Origin of the sequence: Streptococcus intermedius SK54 = ATCC 27335, from assembly GCF_000413475.1 — a bacterium.
Classification (GTDB): Bacteria; Bacillota; Bacilli; order Lactobacillales; family Streptococcaceae; genus Streptococcus; species Streptococcus intermedius.
Map to the genome: position 1 here is coordinate 195,285 of NZ_ATFK01000006.1, position 19,579 is coordinate 214,863.

Sequence of the window (19,579 nt, forward strand, 5' to 3'; positions counted from 1 at the left end):
TCTAAGGAGGAAATATCGTGGGAATCAGAGTTTATAAACCAACTACAAATGGTCGCCGTAATATGACTTCTTTGGATTTTGCCGAAATCACAACGAGCACTCCAGAAAAAACTTTGCTTGTTTCTTTGAACAACAAAGCCGGTCGTAACAACAACGGTCGTATTACTGTTCGTCACCAAGGCGGCGGACACAAACGCCACTATCGCTTGATTGATTTCAAACGCAATAAAGATGGTGTTGAAGCAGTCGTTAAAACAATTGAATACGATCCAAATCGTTCAGCGAATATCGCTCTTGTACATTACACTGATGGTGTGAAAGCTTACATCATCGCTCCTAAGGGCCTTGAAGTTGGCCAACGCATTGTTTCTGGACCAGAAGCAGATATCAAGGTCGGAAACGCTCTTCCGCTTGCTAATATCCCAGTCGGTACATTGATTCATAATATTGAATTGAAACCAGGTCATGGCGGTGAATTAATACGTGCTGCTGGAGCTTCTGCTCAAGTGTTGGGACAAGAGGGGAAATACGTTCTTGTTCGTCTTCAATCTGGTGAAGTTCGTATGATTCTTGGCACTTGCCGTGCCACGGTTGGTGTTGTCGGAAACGAACAACACGGCTTGGTTAATCTTGGTAAAGCAGGACGTAGCCGCTGGAAAGGCATTCGCCCAACAGTTCGCGGTTCTGTAATGAACCCTAACGATCACCCGCACGGTGGTGGTGAAGGTAAAGCACCAGTTGGTCGTAAAGCGCCATCTACTCCATGGGGCAAACCTGCTCTTGGACTTAAAACTCGTAACAAAAAAGCGAAAACTGACAAACTTATTGTTCGTCGTCGCAATGAGAAATAATTTTAAATTAGTTTTTAGAACTAGAAAATCCGCCAGCTCGGTAGCATGATATTAGTAGTGCAAGCCGCTGTGGTATAACATTTAAAGGAGAAAACAATAAAATGGGACGCAGTCTTAAAAAAGGACCTTTCGTCGATGAGCATTTGATGAAAAAAGTTGAAGCTCAAGCTAACGACGAAAAGAAAAAAGTCATTAAAACTTGGTCACGCCGTTCAACGATTTTTCCAAGTTTTATCGGGTATACAATCGCAGTTTATGACGGACGTAAACATGTTCCTGTTTACATCCAAGAAGACATGGTAGGTCACAAACTTGGTGAATTTGCACCAACTCGTACTTACAAAGGTCATGCAGCTGACGACAAGAAAACACGTAGATAAGAGAGGAGAAGGACATGGCAGAAATTACTTCAGCTAAAGCAATGGCTCGTACAGTGCGCGTTTCCCCTCGCAAATCTCGTCTGGTTTTGGACAATATCCGTGGGAAAAACGTTGCTGACGCAATCGCAATCTTGAAATTCACTCCAAACAAAGCTGCTGGCGTTATTGAAAAAGTACTCAACTCAGCAATTGCTAACGCAGAAAACAACTTTGGTTTGGAAAAAGCAAACTTGGTAGTATCTGAAGCTTACGCAAATGAAGGACCAACTATGAAACGTTTTCGTCCACGTGCGAAAGGTTCAGCTTCACCAATCAACAAACGCACTAGCCACATTACAGTGGTTGTTGCAGAAAAATAAGGAGGTAAAATCGTGGGTCAAAAAGTACATCCAATAGGTATGCGTGTCGGTATCATCCGTGACTGGGATGCCAAATGGTATGCTGAAAAAGAATACGCGGATTACCTTCATGAAGATTTAGCAATCCGTAAATTCATTCAAAAAGAATTGGCTGACGCAGCTGTTTCAACTATCGAAATTGAGCGCGCAGTAAATAAAGTTAATGTTTCACTTCATACTGCTAAACCAGGTATGGTTATCGGTAAAGGTGGTTCAAACGTTGATGGACTTCGCGCAAAACTTAACAAATTGACTGGTAAACAAGTTCACATCAACATTATCGAAATCAAATCACCAGATTTAGATGCTCATCTTGTTGGTGAAGGTATTGCTCGCCAGTTAGAGCAACGTGTTGCTTTCCGTCGTGCTCAAAAACAAGCTATCCAACGCACTATGCGTGCAGGTGCTAAGGGAATCAAAACTCAAGTATCAGGACGTTTGAACGGTGCAGATATTGCTCGTAGCGAAGGATACTCAGAAGGAACTGTTCCGCTTCACACTCTTCGTGCGGATATCGATTACGCTTGGGAAGAAGCTGATACTACTTACGGTAAACTGGGTGTTAAAGTCTGGATCTACCGTGGAGAAGTCCTTCCAGCTCGTAAAAACACTAAAGGAGGTAAATAACCAATGTTAGTACCTAAACGTGTTAAACACCGTCGCGAATTTCGCGGTAAAATGCGCGGTGAAGCTAAAGGTGGAAAAGAAGTAGCGTTTGGAGAATACGGTCTTCAAGCAACTACTAGCCACTGGATTACCAACCGTCAAATCGAAGCCGCTCGTATCGCTATGACGCGTTACATGAAACGTGGTGGTAAAGTTTGGATTAAAATTTTCCCTCATAAGTCATACACTGCTAAGGCTATTGGTGTGCGTATGGGATCTGGTAAAGGTGCACCAGAAGGTTGGGTTGCACCAGTTAAACGTGGAAAAATCATGTTTGAAATTGCTGGTGTTCCAGAGGAAGTCGCTCGTGAAGCACTTCGTCTTGCAAGCCACAAACTACCAGTTAAAACAAAATTCGTAAAACGTGAAGCAGAATAAGGAGAAAGCATGAAACTTAATGAAGTAAAAGAATTTGTTAAAGAACTTCGTGGTCTTTCTCAAGAAGAACTCGCGAAGCGTGAAAATGAATTGAAGAAAGAATTGTTTGAACTTCGTTTCCAAGCTGCAGCAGGTCAGTTAGAACAAAGTGCACGCTTGAAAGAAGTAAAAAAACAAATCGCTCGTATCAAAACTGTTCAATCAGAAGTTAAATAATAGACTAGGGAAGGAGAATTTCAATGGAACGCAATAATCGTAAAGTTCTTGTCGGACGTGTTGTTTCTGACAAAATGGACAAAACCATCACAGTTGTAGTTGAAACTAAACGTAACCACCCAGTCTATGGTAAACGTATTAACTACTCTAAGAAGTACAAAGCACATGACGAAAACAACGTTGCCAAAGAAGGCGATATTGTTCGGATTATGGAAACTCGTCCGCTTTCAGCTACAAAACGCTTCCGTCTTGTAGAAGTGGTAGAAGAAGCTGTCATTATCTAATCTTACCTGAAAGGAGAAAACTTAAATGATTCAAACAGAAACTCGTTTGAAAGTTGCTGACAACAGTGGTGCTCGCGAAATTTTGACAATCAAGGTTCTTGGTGGTTCAAAACGCAAATTCGCTAGCATTGGTGATGTCATCGTCGCATCTGTAAAACAAGCTACTCCTGGTGGTACGGTTAAAAAAGGTGACGTTGTAAAAGCGGTTGTCGTTCGTACTAAATCAGGTGCTCGTCGTCAAGATGGTTCATACATTAAATTCGACGAAAATGCAGCAGTGATTATCCGTGATGATAAAACTCCTCGCGGAACCCGTATCTTTGGTCCAGTTGCACGTGAATTGCGTGAAGGTGGCTTCATGAAGATTGTGTCACTTGCTCCAGAGGTACTTTAATAAAGAACAAACTAAGTCCCCTGTCTTTGGCTAGATAGGGTGCCCATCAGGGCGTAAGAAATCAAAGGAGAAACCAATGTTTGTAAAAACTGGCGATAAAGTTCGCGTGATTGCTGGCAAGGACAAAGGCGTTGAAGCCAAGGTCGTTGCCGCGCTTCCAAAAGTGAATAAAGTGGTTGTTGAAGGTGTAAACATTATCAAGAAACACCAAAAACCTAATAATGAGAACCCTCAAGGTGCTATTGTAGAAAAAGAAGCGCCTATCCATGTATCAAATGTCCAAGTCTTGGATAAAAATGGTGTTGCAGGACGTGTTGGCTACAAGTTTGTAGATGGCAAAAAAGTTCGTTACAATAAAAAATCAGGCGAAGTGCTTGACTAATCACGAAGGAAAGGAGAAGTATAATGGCAAATCGTTTAAAAGAAAAATATCTTAATGAAGTAGTACCTGCTTTGACTGAAAAGTTCAACTACTCATCTGTTATGGCTGTGCCGAAAGTGGATAAAATCGTTTTGAACATGGGTGTCGGTGACGCTGTGTCAAATGCTAAAAACCTTGAAAAAGCTGCTGAAGAATTGGCTCTTATCTCAGGTCAAAAACCACTTATCACTAAAGCTAAAAAATCAATCGCCGGCTTCCGTCTTCGTGAAGGTGTAGCGATTGGTGCAAAAGTTACTCTTCGTGGTGAACGTATGTACGAATTCTTGGATAAATTGGTTTCAGTTTCACTTCCACGTGTGCGTGACTTCCACGGTGTTCCAACAAAATCTTTTGATGGACGCGGAAACTACACACTTGGTGTGAAAGAACAATTGATTTTCCCAGAAATCAATTTTGATGACGTTGATAAGACTCGTGGTCTTGATATTGTTATCGTAACAACTGCTAACACTGACGAAGAGTCACGTGAATTGCTTACAGGCCTTGGAATGCCTTTTGCAAAATAATATAGGAGGTAAAACAAATGGCTAAAAAATCAATGATTGCTAAGAACAAACGCCCAGCTAAGTTCTCTACGCAAGCTTATACTCGTTGTGAAAAATGTGGCCGTCCACATTCCGTTTACCGCAAGTTTAAACTTTGCCGTGTTTGCTTCCGTGAATTAGCATACAAGGGACAAATCCCTGGCGTTACCAAAGCATCTTGGTAATTTAAGATATCAAGGGCGTCAAAACTCCAAGTGAAAATAGAAAACTTGACGAAGAAACTGAAGTTTCTAGGAAAGTTTATCTTTTTCACACAGAGTTTAGCCCGGGTTCAGTTGGGCTTGCCAATTTGAACACGAGCTACAGCTTTGGCAAAAAAGACCAATTTTCTTTGGAGCATCGCTCCTGCATCAAATTGCCTATTTTTGCTCTTGCTGTTACGCTCTTTGTATCATGTATTAACTAGCAAGTGCAACTTGCAAACTACTAGTAAGAGGAGAAAATTTAAATGGTTATGACTGATCCAATTGCAGACTTTTTAACACGTATTCGTAATGCGAATCAAGCAAAACACGAAGTGCTTGAAGTACCTGCATCAAACATCAAAAAAGGGATTGCTGAAATTCTTAAACACGAAGGTTTTGTAAAAAATGTTGAGTACATTGAAGATGACAAACAAGGGGTCATTCGTGTATTCCTTAAATACGGTCAAAATGGTGAAAAAGTTATTACTGGTTTGAAACGTATTTCAACACCAGGACTTCGTGTTTACAAAAAACGTGAAGATCTTCCAAAAGTCTTGAACGGTCTTGGGATTGCTATTATCTCAACGTCTGAAGGTTTGTTGACGGACAAGGAAGCGCGTCAAAAGAATGTAGGTGGAGAAGTAATCGCCTACGTTTGGTAAAATCAAGATACAGAGCTCGTAAAGAACAAAGCAAAATTAGGAAGTTGGGGCAGTTTGTTTGCGAACAAACCAACTTATCTATTTTGCACAGTTCTTAGAGCGTGTTCAATTTAGCTATTGAACTCAATAAGTATCTTTTAACCCCGTGAAAACTAGTCGCACTGCGGCTTGATAATCTAACAGGAGAAAAATAACATGTCACGTATTGGTAATAAAGTTATTCCATTGCCTGCTGGTGTCGAATTGACAAACAAAGACAATGTTGTAACTGTAAAAGGACCTAAAGGAGAACTCACTCGTACGTTCTCTAAAGATATCGATATTCGAGTGGAAGGAACTGAAGTAATTCTTCACCGTCCAAACGATACAAAAGAAATGAAAACAATCCACGGAACAACTCGTGCTCTTTTGAACAACATGGTTCATGGTGTCTCAGAAGGTTTCAAGAAAGAACTTGAAATGCGTGGGGTTGGTTACCGTGCTCAACTTCAAGGAAAAAAACTTGTGCTTTCAGTTGGTAAATCTCATCCAGATGAAGTAGAAGCTCCTGAAGGTATTGCTTTTGAACTTCCAAATCCAACAACTATTGTTGTGAGTGGAATTTCAAAAGAAGTAGTAGGACAAACTGCTGCTTATATTCGTAGCTTGCGTTCTCCTGAACCATACAAAGGAAAAGGGATCCGCTACGTTGGTGAATTCGTTCGCCGTAAAGAAGGTAAAACTGGTAAATAATGTTATATGGTTGTTCTTCAACCAAAATATTGATTTCCAAATTTGTGCTTAGGCATACAATAAAATTAAGAGGTGAAAATTGTGATTTCGAAACCAGATAAAAACAAAGTCCGCCAAAAACGACACCGTCGTGTTCGCGGAAAACTCTCTGGAACTGCTGATCGCCCACGTTTGAACGTTTTCCGTTCTAATACAGGCATCTACGCTCAAGTAATTGATGACGTAGCGGGTGTAACGCTCGCAAGCGCTTCAACTCTTGACAAAGAAGTTTCAAAAGGAACTAAGACTGAACAAGCCGTTGTTGTTGGTAAACTCGTTGCTGAACGTGCAGTTGCTAAAGGTATTTCTGAAGTGGTGTTTGACCGCGGTGGATATCTCTATCACGGACGTGTAAAAGCTTTGGCTGATGCAGCTCGTGAAAACGGATTGAAATTCTAATAGGGAGGACACTAGAAAATGGCATTTAAAGACAATGCAGTTGAACTTGAAGAACGCGTAGTTGCGATTAACCGTGTTACTAAAGTTGTTAAAGGTGGACGTCGTCTTCGTTTTGCGGCTCTTGTAGTTGTCGGTGACCGCAATGGTCGTGTAGGCTTCGGTACTGGTAAAGCTCAAGAAGTACCAGAAGCAATTCGCAAGGCAGTTGAAGATGCGAAGAAAAACTTGATTGAAGTACCAATGATTGGTACAACTATTCCTCACGAAGTTCTTTCAGAATTCGGTGGAGCGAAAGTATTGTTGAAACCAGCTGTAGAAGGTTCTGGGGTTGCTGCTGGCGGTGCTGTTCGTGCCGTTATCGAATTGGCAGGTGTGGCAGATGTAACATCTAAATCACTTGGTTCTAACACTCCAATCAACATTGTTCGTGCAACTGTTGAAGGTTTGAAACAATTAAAACGCGCTGAAGAAGTTGCTGCTCTTCGTGGTATTTCAGTTTCTGACTTGGCATAAGAAAGGGGATCATATGGCTCAAATTAAAATTACTTTGACTAAGTCTCCAATCGGGCGTATTCCGTCACAACGCAAAACTGTTGTAGCACTCGGACTTGGCAAATTGAACAGCTCAGTTATTAAAGAAGATAACCCTGCAGTACGCGGAATGATTACTGCAGTATCACATTTGGTAACTGTTGAAGAAGTGAAATAAGTAATAATTTTGCTATCAAAACTTTAAATTGAAATAAATTAGGGGATGAGACATTTTTCTCAGCCCCTAAAACTAAATATATGTATAGGCGAGTTTATACTGAGGACACCTTTTCCTCAGTATAAGCGCTAGCATTTTACAAAAGAGGAGAAAATAATAATGAAACTTCATGAATTACAACCTGCTACAGGTTCTCGTAAAGTTCGCAACCGTGTTGGTCGCGGAACTTCATCTGGTAATGGTAAAACTTCTGGTCGTGGTCAAAAAGGGCAAAAAGCTCGTAGTGGTGGTAAAGTTCGTCTTGGTTTTGAGGGCGGACAAACACCATTGTTCCGTCGCATGCCAAAACGTGGTTTCTTAAACATCAATCGTAAAGAATATGCAATTGTCAATCTTGATCAATTGAATGTTTTTGAAGATGGAACAGAAGTAACTCCAGTTGTTCTTGTTGAAGCAGGAATTGTAAAAGCTGAAAAATCTGGTGTTAAGATTCTTGGTAATGGTGAATTAACGAAGAAATTGACTGTTAAAGCAGCTAAATTTTCTAAATCAGCCGAAGAAGCTATCACTGCTAAAGGTGGTTCAGCGGAAGTCATCTAAGTGGGGTGACCTATGTTTTTTAAACTATTAAAAGATGCATTAAAAATTAAACAAGTTCGTTCTAAAATTCTATTTACAATTTTCATTGTATTAGTATTTAGAATTGGAACGACGATTACTGTTCCGGGTGTTAATGCCAAAAGCTTGCAAGCTCTTAACGGGCTTTCCTTCCTAAATATGCTCAGTCTTGTATCAGGTAATGCTTTGCGGAATTTTTCAGTTTTTGCATTGGGAGTTAGTCCTTACATTACCGCTTCCATCGTTGTTCAATTGCTACAAATGGATATTTTACCTAAATTTGTAGAATGGGGAAAACAGGGCGAGGTTGGACGAAGAAAGTTAAATCAAGCAACGCGCTATATTTCCTTAGTTTTGGCATTTGTTCAATCTATTGGTATTACAGCAGGTTTCCATACCTTATCGAGTGCAAAATTAGTAGCAACACCTAACTGGCAAACGTATTTGCTAATTGGCTTTCTTTTAACAACGGGTTCTATGATTGTGACCTGGTTAGGGGAACAGATTACAGATAAAGGGTATGGTAATGGTGTTTCTATGATTATCTTTGCAGGTATCGTAGCAGCAATCCCAGGAATGATTAAAAGTATATATGTAGACTACTTTGTTAATATACCGAGCAGCCGTATTACTTCATCTATCATTTTTGTTACTATTCTGATTATAGCCGTTTTACTTATTGTTTACTTTACAACATTCGTTCAACAGGCAGAATATAAAATTCCAATTCAGTATACAAAGATTGCTCAAGGGGCGCCTTCTAGTTCGTATCTTCCTTTAAAAGTCAATCCGGCTGGTGTTATTCCGGTTATCTTTGCAAGTTCAATCACAGCTGCACCTGCAGCTATCTTCCAATTCTTGACAGCTACAGGCCACAACGCACAGTGGGTTCGAGTGGCACAGTCCTTGTTTGCAACCACAACGGCAAGTGGAATTGCGATGTATGCGCTCTTGATTATTTTGTTTACATTTTTCTATACATTTGTACAAATCAATCCAGAGAAAACAGCAGAAAATTTGCAAAAGAGTGGTGCTTATATCCATGGTGTACGTCCTGGTAAAGGTACAGAGGAATACATGTCCAAGTTGCTTCGTCGTTTGGCAACAGTTGGTTCACTTTTCTTAGGCTTTATTTCGATTTTACCGATTTTGGCCAAGGATTTGTTTGGATTGACAGATGCTGTTGCTTTGGGTGGTACTAGTTTGTTGATTATTATTGCGACTGGTATTGAAGGAATGAAACAACTTGAAGGTTATCTTCTAAAGAGAAAATATACTGGCTTTATGAATACAACAGAATAGAAATAAAGTAAAGATAGATAGTTTACTTGAAAAGCAATTTGCGTTAAGTAACGAACGCAATAGTTGATGGTGAAAATGAATTTTTGTTTTTTATCATAAATTGACTATGTTGCGGGGTGGGAGAGCAAATCGAAAATCATAGATTTTCTGAAGCCTGTCCCACTCTTTCTATTTTGTCTAAAAACAAAAAAGGAGAAGGATTATGAATCTTTTGATTATGGGCTTGCCAGGTGCAGGCAAGGGAACACAAGCGGCCAAAATCGTTGAGGAATTTGGTATTGCGCATATCTCAACAGGGGATATGTTCCGTGCAGCTATGGCTAACCAAACTGAAATGGGTGTACTTGCTAAATCATATATTGATAAAGGCGAATTGGTACCTGATGAAGTGACCAATGGAATTGTTAAAGAACGATTAGCACAAGCTGATATCAAGGAAAAAGGCTTTTTGTTAGATGGGTACCCACGGACTATTGAGCAAGCTCATGCGTTAGATGAGATTTTGACTGACCTTGATCTTGTTTTGGATGGTGTTATCAATATTGATGTAGATCCGAATAGTCTACTAGAGCGCTTGAGTGGACGGATTATTCATAAAAAAACGGGGGAAACTTTCCATAAAGTATTTAATCCACCAGCAGATTATAATGAAGAAGATTATTACCAACGTGAAGATGATAAACCAGAGACTGTGAAACGTCGCTTGGATGTTAATATCGCTCAAGGAGCACCAATTATTGAACATTATCGTTCTCAAAATTTGGTTTATGATATTCGAGGGAATCAAGAGATTGGTGACGTATTCAAAGACATTGAAAAAGTCTTGATGAATTTGAAATAAAAGCGTTTTTCGAGCTTGCAATATTTGACAAGTAGTGATACAATAAGTTAGTCTGACTTATAATTGTTACCTCTGTATTCAGAGGGACAAATCGAAATTTAGGGGGTGCTTTTGCGTGGCAAAAGACGATGTGATTGAAGTTGAAGGCAAAGTAGTCGATACAATGCCGAATGCAATGTTTACGGTTGAACTTGAAAATGGACATCAGATTTTAGCAACAGTTTCTGGTAAAATTCGTAAAAACTATATTCGTATTTTAGCGGGAGACCGTGTTACTGTCGAGATGAGTCCGTATGATTTGACACGTGGACGGATCACCTACCGCTTTAAATAATCGAAATACTTGGAGGGATAAGAAATGAAAGTAAGACCATCGGTCAAACCAATTTGCGAATATTGTAAAGTTATTCGTCGTAATGGTCGTGTTATGGTGATTTGCCCCGCAAATCCAAAGCACAAACAACGTCAAGGATAATAGAAAGGAGAAAAAATGGCTCGTATTGCTGGAGTTGATATTCCAAATGACAAACGTGTAGTTGTTTCACTCACTTATGTATACGGCATCGGTCTTCCAACATCTAAGAAAATTTTAGCAGCTGCTGGAGTTTCAGAAGATATCCGTGTGAAAGATTTGACATCTGATCAGGAAGATGCAATCCGTCGTGAAGTGGATGCAATCAAAGTGGAAGGTGATCTTCGCCGTGAAGTAAACTTAAACATCAAACGTTTAATGGAAATTGGTTCATATCGCGGAATCCGTCATCGTCGTGGACTTCCTGTTCGTGGACAAAACACTAAGAACAATGCTCGCACTCGTAAAGGGAAAGCTGTTGCGATTGCTGGCAAGAAAAAATAATATAAGGAGGTAAAAAGTCTTGGCTAAACCAACACGTAAACGTCGTGTGAAGAAAAATATCGAATCTGGTATTGCTCATATTCACGCTACATTTAACAACACTATTGTTATGATTACTGATGTGCATGGTAACGCAATTGCTTGGTCATCTGCTGGTGCTCTTGGATTTAAAGGTTCTCGTAAATCTACACCATTTGCTGCCCAAATGGCATCTGAAGCTGCCGCAAAATCTGCACAAGAACACGGTCTTAAATCAGTTGAAGTTACTGTTAAAGGTCCAGGTTCTGGTCGTGAGTCAGCTATTCGTGCTCTTGCTGCCGCTGGTCTTGAAGTAACAGCTATTCGTGATGTGACTCCTGTACCACACAATGGTGCTCGTCCTCCAAAACGTCGCCGTGTATAATCATAAACCTTTACACTGCTTTTCGTTTAAGAGGGAGTAACTAAATGATTGAGTTTGAAAAACCAAATATAACAAAAATTGATGAAAATAAAGATTACGGCATATTTGTAGTAGAGCCACTAGAACGTGGTTATGGTACAACGCTGGGGAACTCACTTCGTCGTGTACTTCTTGCATCTCTGCCAGGTGCGGCAGTAACGTCTATCAATATTGAAGGTGTATTGCACGAATTTGATACAGTTCCAGGTGTCCGTGAAGATGTGATGCAAATCATTCTAAATATTAAAGGAATTGCTGTAAAATCTTACGTCGAAGGCGAAAAGACAATTGAACTGGATGTTGAAGGTCCTGCAGAAGTTACTGCTGGCGATATTTTAACAGATAGTGATATTGAAATTGTAAACCCTAATCATTATCTTTTTACAATCGGTGAAGGAGCTAGCTTAAAAGCTGTCATGACTGTAAATACAGGTCGTGGTTATGTGCCGGCCGATGAAAATAAAAAAGATGATGCCCCAGTAGGAACGCTTGCGGTAGATTCAATCTATACGCCAGTGAAAAAAGTTAATTACCAAGTTGAACCAGCTCGCGTTGGTAGCAATGATAGTTTCGACAAATTAACTCTTGAAATTATGACGGACGGAACGATTATTCCTGAAGATGCTTTGGGGCTTTCTGCACGTATTTTAACAGAACATCTAGATTTGTTCACTAATTTAACTGAAATGGCCAAATCTACTGATGTAATGAAAGAAACAGAGAAAGTTTCAGATGATCGTGTATTGGATCGTACAATTGAAGAATTAGATTTGTCAGTTCGTTCATACAATTGTTTGAAACGAGCCGGTATCAATACAGTATTTGATTTGACAGAAAAAACTGAGCCTGAAATGATGAAAGTAAGAAACTTAGGACGTAAGAGTCTTGAAGAAGTAAAAGTAAAACTTGCAGATCTCGGTCTTGGATTAAAAAACGATAAATAAAGGAGGAAAACATGGCTTACCGTAAACTAGGACGCACTAGCTCACAACGTAAAGCAATGCTTCGCGATTTGACCACTGACTTGATTATCAATGAAGCAATTGTTACAACAGAAGCTCGTGCTAAGGAAATCCGAAAAACAGTTGAAAAAATGATTACTTTGGGTAAACGTGGTGATTTGCACGCTCGTCGTCAAGCAGCTGCTTTTGTACGTAATGAAATTGCATCAGAAAACTATGATGAAGAAACAGAAAAGTATACTTCAACTACTGCTCTTCAAAAATTATTTTCTGATTTAGCTCCGCGTTATGCAGAACGTAATGGTGGATATACTCGTATTCTTAAAACTGAACCACGGCGTGGAGATGCAGCACCAATGGCAATCATTGAATTAGTGTAATTTTTATCAATTTTGTTGAGTGTTATGATGATGGAGTAATATTACTCTTAGTCTAGCTCTGGTCTACCGCTAGGATTTTTCCTAGCGGAAACACTCATCTTATGATAATAAACGTAGACGCTTGTTTACGAAATTGCTTTTATGCGAAAAGCAATTTCGTAAGCAGGCGTTTTTTGTGAACTGTAATAGATGATGAGAAGCTCGAAAAAGGGCCATATTGTGTTTTCCTTTTTAATGTTTAGCGTGATGAAAATATACTTCTTAAAATTTAAAAGGTTTTGAAAGCTAAACCCCTGACGTTTGATGTCTTTGCTAAGCATTGTTTTGACTTCTAGTTTAGCGTTAGAAGTAAGGAAGTTCATGGCATTAGTAATATGGTTTTGATAACTTTGCTAATATTTTTAGATTCTCTGGAAAATTTGAAGAAGCTTCGTATCATTGTTTGTATTTAGTTATTGAGGATTATACTGATTTTTTGAGTTTCATAATCCTGAACAATAAAAGTTAGCTTGGCTTTCTGATAAGAGAATATCAGTACAATAGGCTACTTTTGTTTAAACTGAATGTGGTTGAGTTTACGATAACAGTAGACGTTGAAGAGTCTAAAAGTTAGAAGCGATGCTAGGGGTTCTTTTTAGTAAGAACTGAGAAATCTTTTTCCTTAGCAGTTCTGAGATTGGGCAGTTTTTCTTAATGACATTGGTCTAGGAGATAGTTTGCTTTATGACAAATGACAAGTTTTACGCTGACATCTTCTCAATTAATACGGGTTCGTTCATCTCTAATCGGCCCCTATTTATCCCAGAAGTGTATCTTCTAGTCCTAAGGTTGTCAGAAAGCCCCAAATAGAAGTCAGAAGAGGGCGAAGTAGTTTTTTCTGTTTCTCTACATGATATCCTAAAGATGTAAATCTAAGGAAGGAGAAGAGGATATGGATTTCAAGGAGTTATATGAGAAAGTAAGGGGAATTGTGCTGAAGTGTCGGCGGGAATATTATGTCCATCTGTGGGAGCTAAGCGATTGGGATCAAGAAGGGATGATAGTCTTGTATGAGTTGGTAAGTTGCCACCCCTATTTGGTAGAGGAAGAAGCCCATCTCTATGTCTACTATAAGACAAAGTTTCGGAATCACATAAAGGATATTCTGCGCAAACAAGAAAGTCAAAAGCGCAAACTGGATCGCCAAGTGTATGAAGAGGTAAGTGAGATTGGGCACAAGTTAAGTCTGAAAGGTCTGTATCTAGACGAGTTGGTAATACTCCGCGATCAATTAAAGTCCTATCAAAAGCAACTGAGTCCCGCCAAGCAAGAGCAGTATGAGCGGTTACTGGCAGATGAAAGGTTCAAAGGCCGCCAAGCGATGCTTCGAGAGTTACGAACCTACTTAAAAGACTATGAGATGTAGCGTAATCAAGGGAAATATCAGAGCGTTAGAAAAAAAGATGAAAAAAGGTATTGACAAGAAGAGTAGTAGGTGATATACTAAGATAGTTGTCGCTTGAATGGCGATAAAGACCTTTGAAAACTGAACAAGACGAACCAATGTGCAGGCGACTGTTGAGAGACAGTCAGTCAAACATAAGCAAATAAATCTGTCAGTGACAGAAATGAGTGAAGACTCAAACTATAAATGAGAGTTTGATCCTGGCTCAGGACGAACGCTGGCGGCGTGCCTAATACATGCAAGTAGAACGCACAGGATGCACCGTAGTTTACTACACCGTATTCTGTGAGTTGCGAACGGGTGAGTAACGCGTAGGTAACCTGCCTGGTAGCGGGGGATAACTATTGGAAACGATAGCTAATACCGCATAAGAACATTTACTGCATGGTAGATGTTTAAAAGGTGCAAATGCATCACTACCAGATGGACCTGCGTTGTATTAGCTAGTAGGTGAGGTAACGGCTCACCTAGGCGACGATACATAGCCGACCTGAGAGGGTGATCGGCCACACTGGGACTGAGACACGGCCCAGACTCCTACGGGAGGCAGCAGTAGGGAATCTTCGGCAATGGGGGGAACCCTGACCGAGCAACGCCGCGTGAGTGAAGAAGGTTTTCGGATCGTAAAGCTCTGTTGTTAAGGAAGAACGAGTGTGAGAATGGAAAGTTCATACTGTGACGGTACTTAACCAGAAAGGGACGGCTAACTACGTGCCAGCAGCCGCGGTAATACGTAGGTCCCGAGCGTTGTCCGGATTTATTGGGCGTAAAGCGAGCGCAGGCGGTTAGATAAGTCTGAAGTTAAAGGCAGTGGCTCAACCATTGTAGGCTTTGGAAACTGTTTAACTTGAGTGCAGAAGGGGAGAGTGGAATTCCATGTGTAGCGGTGAAATGCGTAGATATATGGAGGAACACCGGTGGCGAAAGCGGCTCTCTGGTCTGTAACTGACGCTGAGGCTCGAAAGCGTGGGGAGCGAACAGGATTAGATACCCTGGTAGTCCACGCCGTAAACGATGAGTGCTAGGTGTTAGGTCCTTTCCGGGACTTAGTGCCGCAGCTAACGCATTAAGCACTCCGCCTGGGGAGTACGACCGCAAGGTTGAAACTCAAAGGAATTGACGGGGGCCCGCACAAGCGGTGGAGCATGTGGTTTAATTCGAAGCAACGCGAAGAACCTTACCAGGTCTTGACATCCCGATGCCCGCTCTAGAGATAGAGCTTTACTTCGGTACATCGGTGACAGGTGGTGCATGGTTGTCGTCAGCTCGTGTCGTGAGATGTTGGGTTAAGTCCCGCAACGAGCGCAACCCTTATTGTTAGTTGCCATCATTCAGTTGGGCACTCTAGCGAGACTGCCGGTAATAAACCGGAGGAAGGTGGGGATGACGTCAAATCATCATGCCCCTTATGACCTGGGCTACACACGTGCTACAATGGCTGGTACAACGAGTCGCAAGCCGGTGACGGCAAGCTAATCTCTGAAAGCCAGTCTCAGTTCGGATTGTAGGCTGCAACTCGCCTACATGAAGTCGGAATCGCTAGTAATCGCGGATCAGCACGCCGCGGTGAATACGTTCCCGGGCCTTGTACACACCGCCCGTCACACCACGAGAGTTTGTAACACCCGAAGTCGGTGAGGTAACCGTAAGGAGCCAGCCGCCTAAGGTGGGATAGATGATTGGGGTGAAGTCGTAACAAGGTAGCCGTATCGGAAGGTGCGGCTGGATCACCTCCTTTCTAAGGAAAATACGGAAGACATTGAGTTCGTTTTGTTTAGTTTTGAGAGGTCTTGTGGGGCCTTAGCTCAGCTGGGAGAGCGCCTGCTTTGCACGCAGGAGGTCAGCGGTTCGATCCCGCTAGGCTCCATTAGGATATGGAATTCACCTTTAGTTGATGATATCCTAAAGTAGCACATTGAAAATTGAATAACGATATCAAATAGTAACAAGAAAATAAACCGAAAACGCTGTGAATATTAATGAGTTTATGACTGAAAGGTCAAAATAAGGTTAAGTTAGTAAGGGCGCACGGTGGATGCCTTGGCACTAGGAGCCGAAGAAGGACGTGACAAACGACGAAATGCCTTGGGGAGCTGTAAGTAAGCGTTGATCCAGGGATGTCCGAATGGGGGAACCCAGCAGGTTGATGCCTGTTACCCATTTCTGTTAAGGGAATGAGGAGGAAGACGCAGTGAACTGAAACATCTAAGTAGCTGCAGGAAGAGAAAGCAAAAGCGATTGCCTGAGTAGCGGCGAGCGAAAGGGCAGAAGGGCAAACCGAAGAGTTTACTCTTCGGGGTTGTAGGACTGCAATGTGGACTCAGAATTTATAGAAGAATGATTTGGGAAAATCAGCCAAAGAGAGTAAGAGCCTCGTATTTAAAATAGATTCTGTACCTAGCAGTATCCTGAGTACGGCGGGACACGAGGAATCCCGTCGGAATCTGGGAGGACCATCTCCTAACCCTAAATACTCCCTAGTGACCGATAGTGAACCAGTACCGTGAGGGAAAGGTGAAAAGCACCCCGGGAGGGGAGTGAAAGAGAACCTGAAACCGTGTGCCTACAACAAGTTCGAGCCCGTTAATGGGTGAGAGCGTGCCTTTTGTAGAATGAACCGGCGAGTTACGATATGATGCGAGGTTAAGTTGAAGAGACGGAGCCGTAGGGAAACCGAGTCTGAATAGGGCGTTTTAGTATCATGTTGTAGACCCGAAACCATGTGACCTACCCATGAGCAGGTTGAAGGTGAGGTAAAACTCACTGGAGGACCGCACCAGGGCACGTTGAAAAGTGCTTGGATGACTTGTGGGTAGCGGAGAAATTCCAAACGAACTTGGAGATAGCTGGTTCTCTCCGAAATAGCTTTAGGGCTAGCGTCGACAGAAAGATTCTTGGAGGTAGAGCACTGTTTGGGTGAGGGGTCCATCCCGGATTACCAATCTCAGATAAACTCCGAATGCCAATGAATTATGGTCGGCAGTCAGACTGCGAGTGCTAAGATCCGTAGTCGAAAGGGAAACAGCCCAGACCACCAGCTAAGGTCCCAAAATAATTGTTAAGTGGAAAAGGATGTGGGGTTGCACAGACAACTAGGATGTTAGCTTAGAAGCAGCTATTCATTCAAAGAGTGCGTAATAGCTCACTAGTCGAGTGACCCTGCGCCGAAAATGTACCGGGGCTAAAACAATTTACCGAAGCTGTGGATACCTTTATAGGTATGGTAGGAGAGCGTTCTATGTGTGGAGAAGGTGTACCGCAAGGAGCACTGGAACGCATAGAAGTGAGAATGCCGGTATGAGTAGCGCAAGACAGGTGAGAATCCTGTCCACCGTAAGACTAAGGTTTCCAGGGGAAGGCTCGTCCGCCCTGGGTTAGTCGGGACCTAAGGAGAGACCGAAAGGTGTATCCGATGGCCAACAGGTAGAGATTCCTGTACTAGAGTATAGAGTGAAGGAGGGACGCAGAAGGCTAACTCAAGCGTGCGAATGGAAGAGCACGTCTAAGCAGTAAGGTGTGATATGAGTCAAATGCTTATATCTCTAACATTGAGCTGTGATGGGGAGCGAAGTTTAGTAGCGAAGTGAGTGATGTCACCCTGCCAAGAAAAGCTTCTAGCGATAATTTATACTCTACCCGTACCGCAAACCGACACAGGTAGTCGAGGCGAGTAGCCTCAGGTGAGCGAGAGAACTCTCGTTAAGGAACTCGGCAAAATGACCCCGTAACTTCGGGAGAAGGGGTGCTGATTTAGGTCAGCCGCAGTGAATAGGCCCAAGCAACTGTTTATCAAAAACACAGCTCTCTGCTAAATCGTAAGATGATGTATAGGGGGTGACGCCTGCCCGGTGCTGGAAGGTTAAGAGGAGTGCTTAGCGTAAGCGAAGGTATGAATTGAAGCCCCAGTAAACGGCGGCCGTAACTATAACGGTCCTAAGGTAGCGAAATTCCTTGTCGGGTAAGTTCCGACCCGCACGAAAGGCGTAATGATTTGGGCACTGTCTCAACGAGAGACTCGGTGAAATTTTAGTACCTGTGAAGATGCAGGTTACCCGCGACAGGACGGAAAGACCCCATGGAGCTTTACTGCAGTTTGATATTGAGTGTCTGTGCCACATGTACAGGATAGGTAGGAGCCAATGAGATCGGGACGCCAGTTTCGATGGAGGCGATGTTGGGATACTACCCTTGTGTTATGGCCACTCTAACCCGGTAGGTTTATCATCTACGGAGACAGTGTCTGACGGGCAGTTTGACTGGGGCGGTCGCCTCCTAAAGAGTAACGGAGGCGCCCAAAGGTTCCCTCAGATTGGTTGGAAATCAATCGCAGAGTGTAAAGGTATAAGGGAGCTTGACTGCGAGAGCTACAACTCGAGCAGGGACGAAAGTCGGGCTTAGTGATCCGGTGGTACCGTATGGAAGGGCCATCGCTCAACGGATAAAAGCTACCCTGGGGATAACAGGCTTATCTCCCCCAAGAGTTCACATCGACGGGGAGGTTTGGCACCTCGATGTCGGCTCGTCGCATCCTGGGGCTGTAGTCGGTCCCAAGGGTTGGGCTGTTCGCCCATTAAAGCGGCACGCGAGCTGGGTTCAGAACGTCGTGAGACAGTTCGGTCCCTATCCGTCGCGGGCGAAGGAAATTTGAGAGGATCTGCTCCTAGTACGAGAGGACCAGAGTGGACTTACCGCTGGTGTACCAGTTGTTCTGCCAAGAGCATCGCTGGGTAGCTATGTAGGGAAGGGATAAACGCTGAAAGCATCTAAGTGTGAAACCCACCTCAAGATGAGATTTCCCATGATTTTATATCAGTAAGAGCCCTGAGAGAAGATCAGGTAGATAGGTTAGGAGTGGAAGTTGTGTGAGCAATGGAGCGGACTAATACTAATAGCTCGAGGACTTATCCAAAAAGAAGTAATGAAGGCGAAACCAGTAAGGGTTGAGCTTGAGTACGATTTCATTGAGAATCAGCGTAGAAGGGATGATCTTGAGAAGATTTGAGAAGTTATTCAATTTTGAGTGTGTTACATACTCAGCAGTTAAGTGACGATAGCCTAGGAGATACACCTGTACCCATGCCGAACACAGTAGTTAAGCCCTAGAACGCCGGAAGTAGTTGGGGGTTGCCCCCTGTCAGATATGGTAGTCGCTTAGCAGGATAGGAAGTTAAAAGACTTTCTTTTTTGGAGTTTAACTCAGTTGAAATGGAGAGGGTATTATCATTTCAATCAGTGGATAGAGAAACAATGTTTCTTACTGCTAGCTGAGTTAATCTCACATTGGGAGTTTAGCTCAGCTGGGAGAGCATCTGCCTTACAAGCAGAGGGTCAGCGGTTCGATCCCGTTAACTCCCATTTCTTAAGCGGGTGTAGTTTAGTGGTAAAACTACAGCCTTCCAAGCTGTTGTCGCGAGTTCGATTCTCGTCACCCGCTTTGAACAGAGGTGTTCATAC

General features: G+C 42.4%; 26 protein-coding genes, 3 tRNA genes and 3 rRNA genes. All 32 read left to right on the top strand.

Annotated elements, in window-relative coordinates; all coding sequences use genetic code 11:
* The first annotated feature begins 17 nt into the window (after positions 1 to 17).
* The 32 genes from rplB (at position 18) to HMPREF1654_RS09000 (ending at position 19,559) form a co-directional block, all read left to right on the top strand.
* Entirely contained in the window at positions 18 to 851 is an 834-nt protein-coding gene (gene rplB, locus HMPREF1654_RS08845) for a 50S ribosomal protein L2 (protein WP_003077244.1), read from the top strand.
* Between the two features lie 101 nt (positions 852 to 952).
* Positions 953 to 1,231: a 30S ribosomal protein S19 gene (gene rpsS / locus HMPREF1654_RS08850; protein WP_000533765.1), complete on the top strand. Its 279-nt coding sequence runs from the start codon at positions 953 to 955 to the stop codon at positions 1,229 to 1,231.
* Between the two features lie 14 nt (positions 1,232 to 1,245).
* The gene (rplV, locus tag HMPREF1654_RS08855) at positions 1,246 to 1,590 is read left to right on the top strand and encodes a 50S ribosomal protein L22 (RefSeq protein WP_003075198.1); all 345 of its coding nucleotides are present in this window, start codon (positions 1,246 to 1,248) and stop codon (positions 1,588 to 1,590) included.
* Positions 1,591 to 1,602: 12 nt separating this feature from the next.
* A complete protein-coding gene (gene rpsC / locus HMPREF1654_RS08860; protein WP_003077210.1) occupies positions 1,603 to 2,256 on the top strand; it encodes a 30S ribosomal protein S3 in 654 nt (217 codons plus the stop codon).
* A gap of 3 nt (positions 2,257 to 2,259) precedes the next feature.
* Positions 2,260 to 2,673 carry a 50S ribosomal protein L16 gene (rplP, locus tag HMPREF1654_RS08865; RefSeq protein ID WP_003075193.1) on the top strand — a complete coding sequence of 138 codons (414 nt, stop codon included), beginning with the start codon at positions 2,260 to 2,262 and terminating at the stop codon, positions 2,671 to 2,673.
* 9 nt (positions 2,674 to 2,682) lie between these two features.
* A complete protein-coding gene (rpmC, locus tag HMPREF1654_RS08870; RefSeq protein WP_003075190.1) occupies positions 2,683 to 2,889 on the top strand; it encodes a 50S ribosomal protein L29 in 207 nt (68 codons plus the stop codon).
* A gap of 23 nt (positions 2,890 to 2,912) precedes the next feature.
* Positions 2,913 to 3,173 (top strand): 30S ribosomal protein S17, encoded by a 261-nt coding sequence (gene rpsQ / locus HMPREF1654_RS08875; RefSeq protein WP_000440801.1) that lies wholly within the window; start codon positions 2,913 to 2,915, stop codon positions 3,171 to 3,173.
* A gap of 25 nt (positions 3,174 to 3,198) precedes the next feature.
* Positions 3,199 to 3,567 carry a 50S ribosomal protein L14 gene (gene rplN, locus HMPREF1654_RS08880; RefSeq protein ID WP_003077360.1) on the top strand — a complete coding sequence of 123 codons (369 nt, stop codon included), beginning with the start codon at positions 3,199 to 3,201 and terminating at the stop codon, positions 3,565 to 3,567.
* A 76-nt stretch (positions 3,568 to 3,643) separates the two neighbouring features.
* On the top strand, positions 3,644 to 3,949 hold the full coding sequence (gene rplX, locus HMPREF1654_RS08885; RefSeq protein ID WP_003026539.1) for a 50S ribosomal protein L24: 306 nt from the start codon (positions 3,644 to 3,646) through the stop codon (positions 3,947 to 3,949).
* A gap of 23 nt (positions 3,950 to 3,972) precedes the next feature.
* Complete coding sequence (gene rplE, locus HMPREF1654_RS08890; RefSeq protein WP_003075186.1) at positions 3,973 to 4,515, top strand: 50S ribosomal protein L5; 543 nt, start codon at positions 3,973 to 3,975, stop codon at positions 4,513 to 4,515.
* Between the two features lie 17 nt (positions 4,516 to 4,532).
* Positions 4,533 to 4,718 (top strand): type Z 30S ribosomal protein S14, encoded by a 186-nt coding sequence (locus tag HMPREF1654_RS08895; protein ID WP_001085697.1) that lies wholly within the window; start codon positions 4,533 to 4,535, stop codon positions 4,716 to 4,718.
* 284 nt (positions 4,719 to 5,002) lie between these two features.
* On the top strand, positions 5,003 to 5,401 hold the full coding sequence (rpsH, locus tag HMPREF1654_RS08900; RefSeq protein WP_003077265.1) for a 30S ribosomal protein S8: 399 nt from the start codon (positions 5,003 to 5,005) through the stop codon (positions 5,399 to 5,401).
* A gap of 195 nt (positions 5,402 to 5,596) precedes the next feature.
* The gene (gene rplF / locus HMPREF1654_RS08905; protein WP_003077152.1) at positions 5,597 to 6,133 is read left to right on the top strand and encodes a 50S ribosomal protein L6; all 537 of its coding nucleotides are present in this window, start codon (positions 5,597 to 5,599) and stop codon (positions 6,131 to 6,133) included.
* 81 nt (positions 6,134 to 6,214) lie between these two features.
* Positions 6,215 to 6,571, top strand: coding sequence for a 50S ribosomal protein L18 (gene rplR, locus HMPREF1654_RS08910; RefSeq protein ID WP_003040651.1), 357 nt, complete (start codon positions 6,215 to 6,217; stop codon positions 6,569 to 6,571).
* An 18-nt stretch (positions 6,572 to 6,589) separates the two neighbouring features.
* Positions 6,590 to 7,084 carry a 30S ribosomal protein S5 gene (gene rpsE, locus HMPREF1654_RS08915; protein WP_003075180.1) on the top strand — a complete coding sequence of 165 codons (495 nt, stop codon included), beginning with the start codon at positions 6,590 to 6,592 and terminating at the stop codon, positions 7,082 to 7,084.
* A gap of 13 nt (positions 7,085 to 7,097) precedes the next feature.
* On the top strand, positions 7,098 to 7,280 hold the full coding sequence (rpmD, locus tag HMPREF1654_RS08920) for a 50S ribosomal protein L30 (protein WP_002894509.1): 183 nt from the start codon (positions 7,098 to 7,100) through the stop codon (positions 7,278 to 7,280).
* A 159-nt stretch (positions 7,281 to 7,439) separates the two neighbouring features.
* Positions 7,440 to 7,880, top strand: a complete 441-nt coding sequence (gene rplO, locus HMPREF1654_RS08925; RefSeq protein ID WP_003075177.1) for a 50S ribosomal protein L15 — start codon at positions 7,440 to 7,442, stop codon at positions 7,878 to 7,880.
* 12 nt (positions 7,881 to 7,892) lie between these two features.
* Positions 7,893 to 9,200 (top strand): preprotein translocase subunit SecY, encoded by a 1,308-nt coding sequence (gene secY, locus HMPREF1654_RS08930; protein WP_003075174.1) that lies wholly within the window; start codon positions 7,893 to 7,895, stop codon positions 9,198 to 9,200.
* A 202-nt stretch (positions 9,201 to 9,402) separates the two neighbouring features.
* Positions 9,403 to 10,041 carry an adenylate kinase gene (locus HMPREF1654_RS08935; protein WP_003075167.1) on the top strand — a complete coding sequence of 213 codons (639 nt, stop codon included), beginning with the start codon at positions 9,403 to 9,405 and terminating at the stop codon, positions 10,039 to 10,041.
* A 115-nt stretch (positions 10,042 to 10,156) separates the two neighbouring features.
* Positions 10,157 to 10,375, top strand: a complete 219-nt coding sequence (gene infA, locus HMPREF1654_RS08940) for a translation initiation factor IF-1 (protein WP_001029883.1) — start codon at positions 10,157 to 10,159, stop codon at positions 10,373 to 10,375.
* 24 nt (positions 10,376 to 10,399) lie between these two features.
* On the top strand, positions 10,400 to 10,516 hold the full coding sequence (gene rpmJ, locus HMPREF1654_RS09890) for a 50S ribosomal protein L36 (RefSeq protein ID WP_001808836.1): 117 nt from the start codon (positions 10,400 to 10,402) through the stop codon (positions 10,514 to 10,516).
* 15 nt (positions 10,517 to 10,531) lie between these two features.
* Positions 10,532 to 10,897: a 30S ribosomal protein S13 gene (gene rpsM, locus HMPREF1654_RS08945; protein ID WP_002262317.1), complete on the top strand. Its 366-nt coding sequence runs from the start codon at positions 10,532 to 10,534 to the stop codon at positions 10,895 to 10,897.
* A 19-nt stretch (positions 10,898 to 10,916) separates the two neighbouring features.
* Positions 10,917 to 11,300 carry a 30S ribosomal protein S11 gene (rpsK, locus tag HMPREF1654_RS08950; protein WP_001118385.1) on the top strand — a complete coding sequence of 128 codons (384 nt, stop codon included), beginning with the start codon at positions 10,917 to 10,919 and terminating at the stop codon, positions 11,298 to 11,300.
* A 44-nt stretch (positions 11,301 to 11,344) separates the two neighbouring features.
* Positions 11,345 to 12,283: a DNA-directed RNA polymerase subunit alpha gene (locus HMPREF1654_RS08955; protein ID WP_003077134.1), complete on the top strand. Its 939-nt coding sequence runs from the start codon at positions 11,345 to 11,347 to the stop codon at positions 12,281 to 12,283.
* Between the two features lie 11 nt (positions 12,284 to 12,294).
* Positions 12,295 to 12,681, top strand: a complete 387-nt coding sequence (gene rplQ / locus HMPREF1654_RS08960) for a 50S ribosomal protein L17 (protein ID WP_003075160.1) — start codon at positions 12,295 to 12,297, stop codon at positions 12,679 to 12,681.
* Between the two features lie 931 nt (positions 12,682 to 13,612).
* Positions 13,613 to 14,086 (top strand): hypothetical protein, encoded by a 474-nt coding sequence (locus HMPREF1654_RS08970; RefSeq protein ID WP_014829824.1) that lies wholly within the window; start codon positions 13,613 to 13,615, stop codon positions 14,084 to 14,086.
* Positions 14,087 to 14,307: 221 nt separating this feature from the next.
* Positions 14,308 to 15,863, top strand: a 16S ribosomal RNA gene (locus HMPREF1654_RS08975).
* Positions 15,864 to 15,919: 56 nt separating this feature from the next.
* Positions 15,920 to 15,992: transfer RNA gene (locus HMPREF1654_RS08980), tRNA-Ala, on the top strand.
* Positions 15,993 to 16,133: 141 nt separating this feature from the next.
* Positions 16,134 to 19,034, top strand: a 23S ribosomal RNA gene (locus HMPREF1654_RS08985).
* A 131-nt stretch (positions 19,035 to 19,165) separates the two neighbouring features.
* Positions 19,166 to 19,281 (top strand): 5S ribosomal RNA (rrf, locus tag HMPREF1654_RS08990).
* The 16S, 23S and 5S rRNA genes sit together here with 3 tRNA genes alongside, the layout of an rRNA operon.
* Before the next feature lie 126 nt (positions 19,282 to 19,407).
* Positions 19,408 to 19,480 (top strand) — tRNA-Val (locus HMPREF1654_RS08995).
* Between the two features lie 8 nt (positions 19,481 to 19,488).
* A tRNA-Gly gene (locus HMPREF1654_RS09000) sits at positions 19,489 to 19,559 on the top strand.
* Positions 19,560 to 19,579 lie beyond the last annotated feature (20 nt).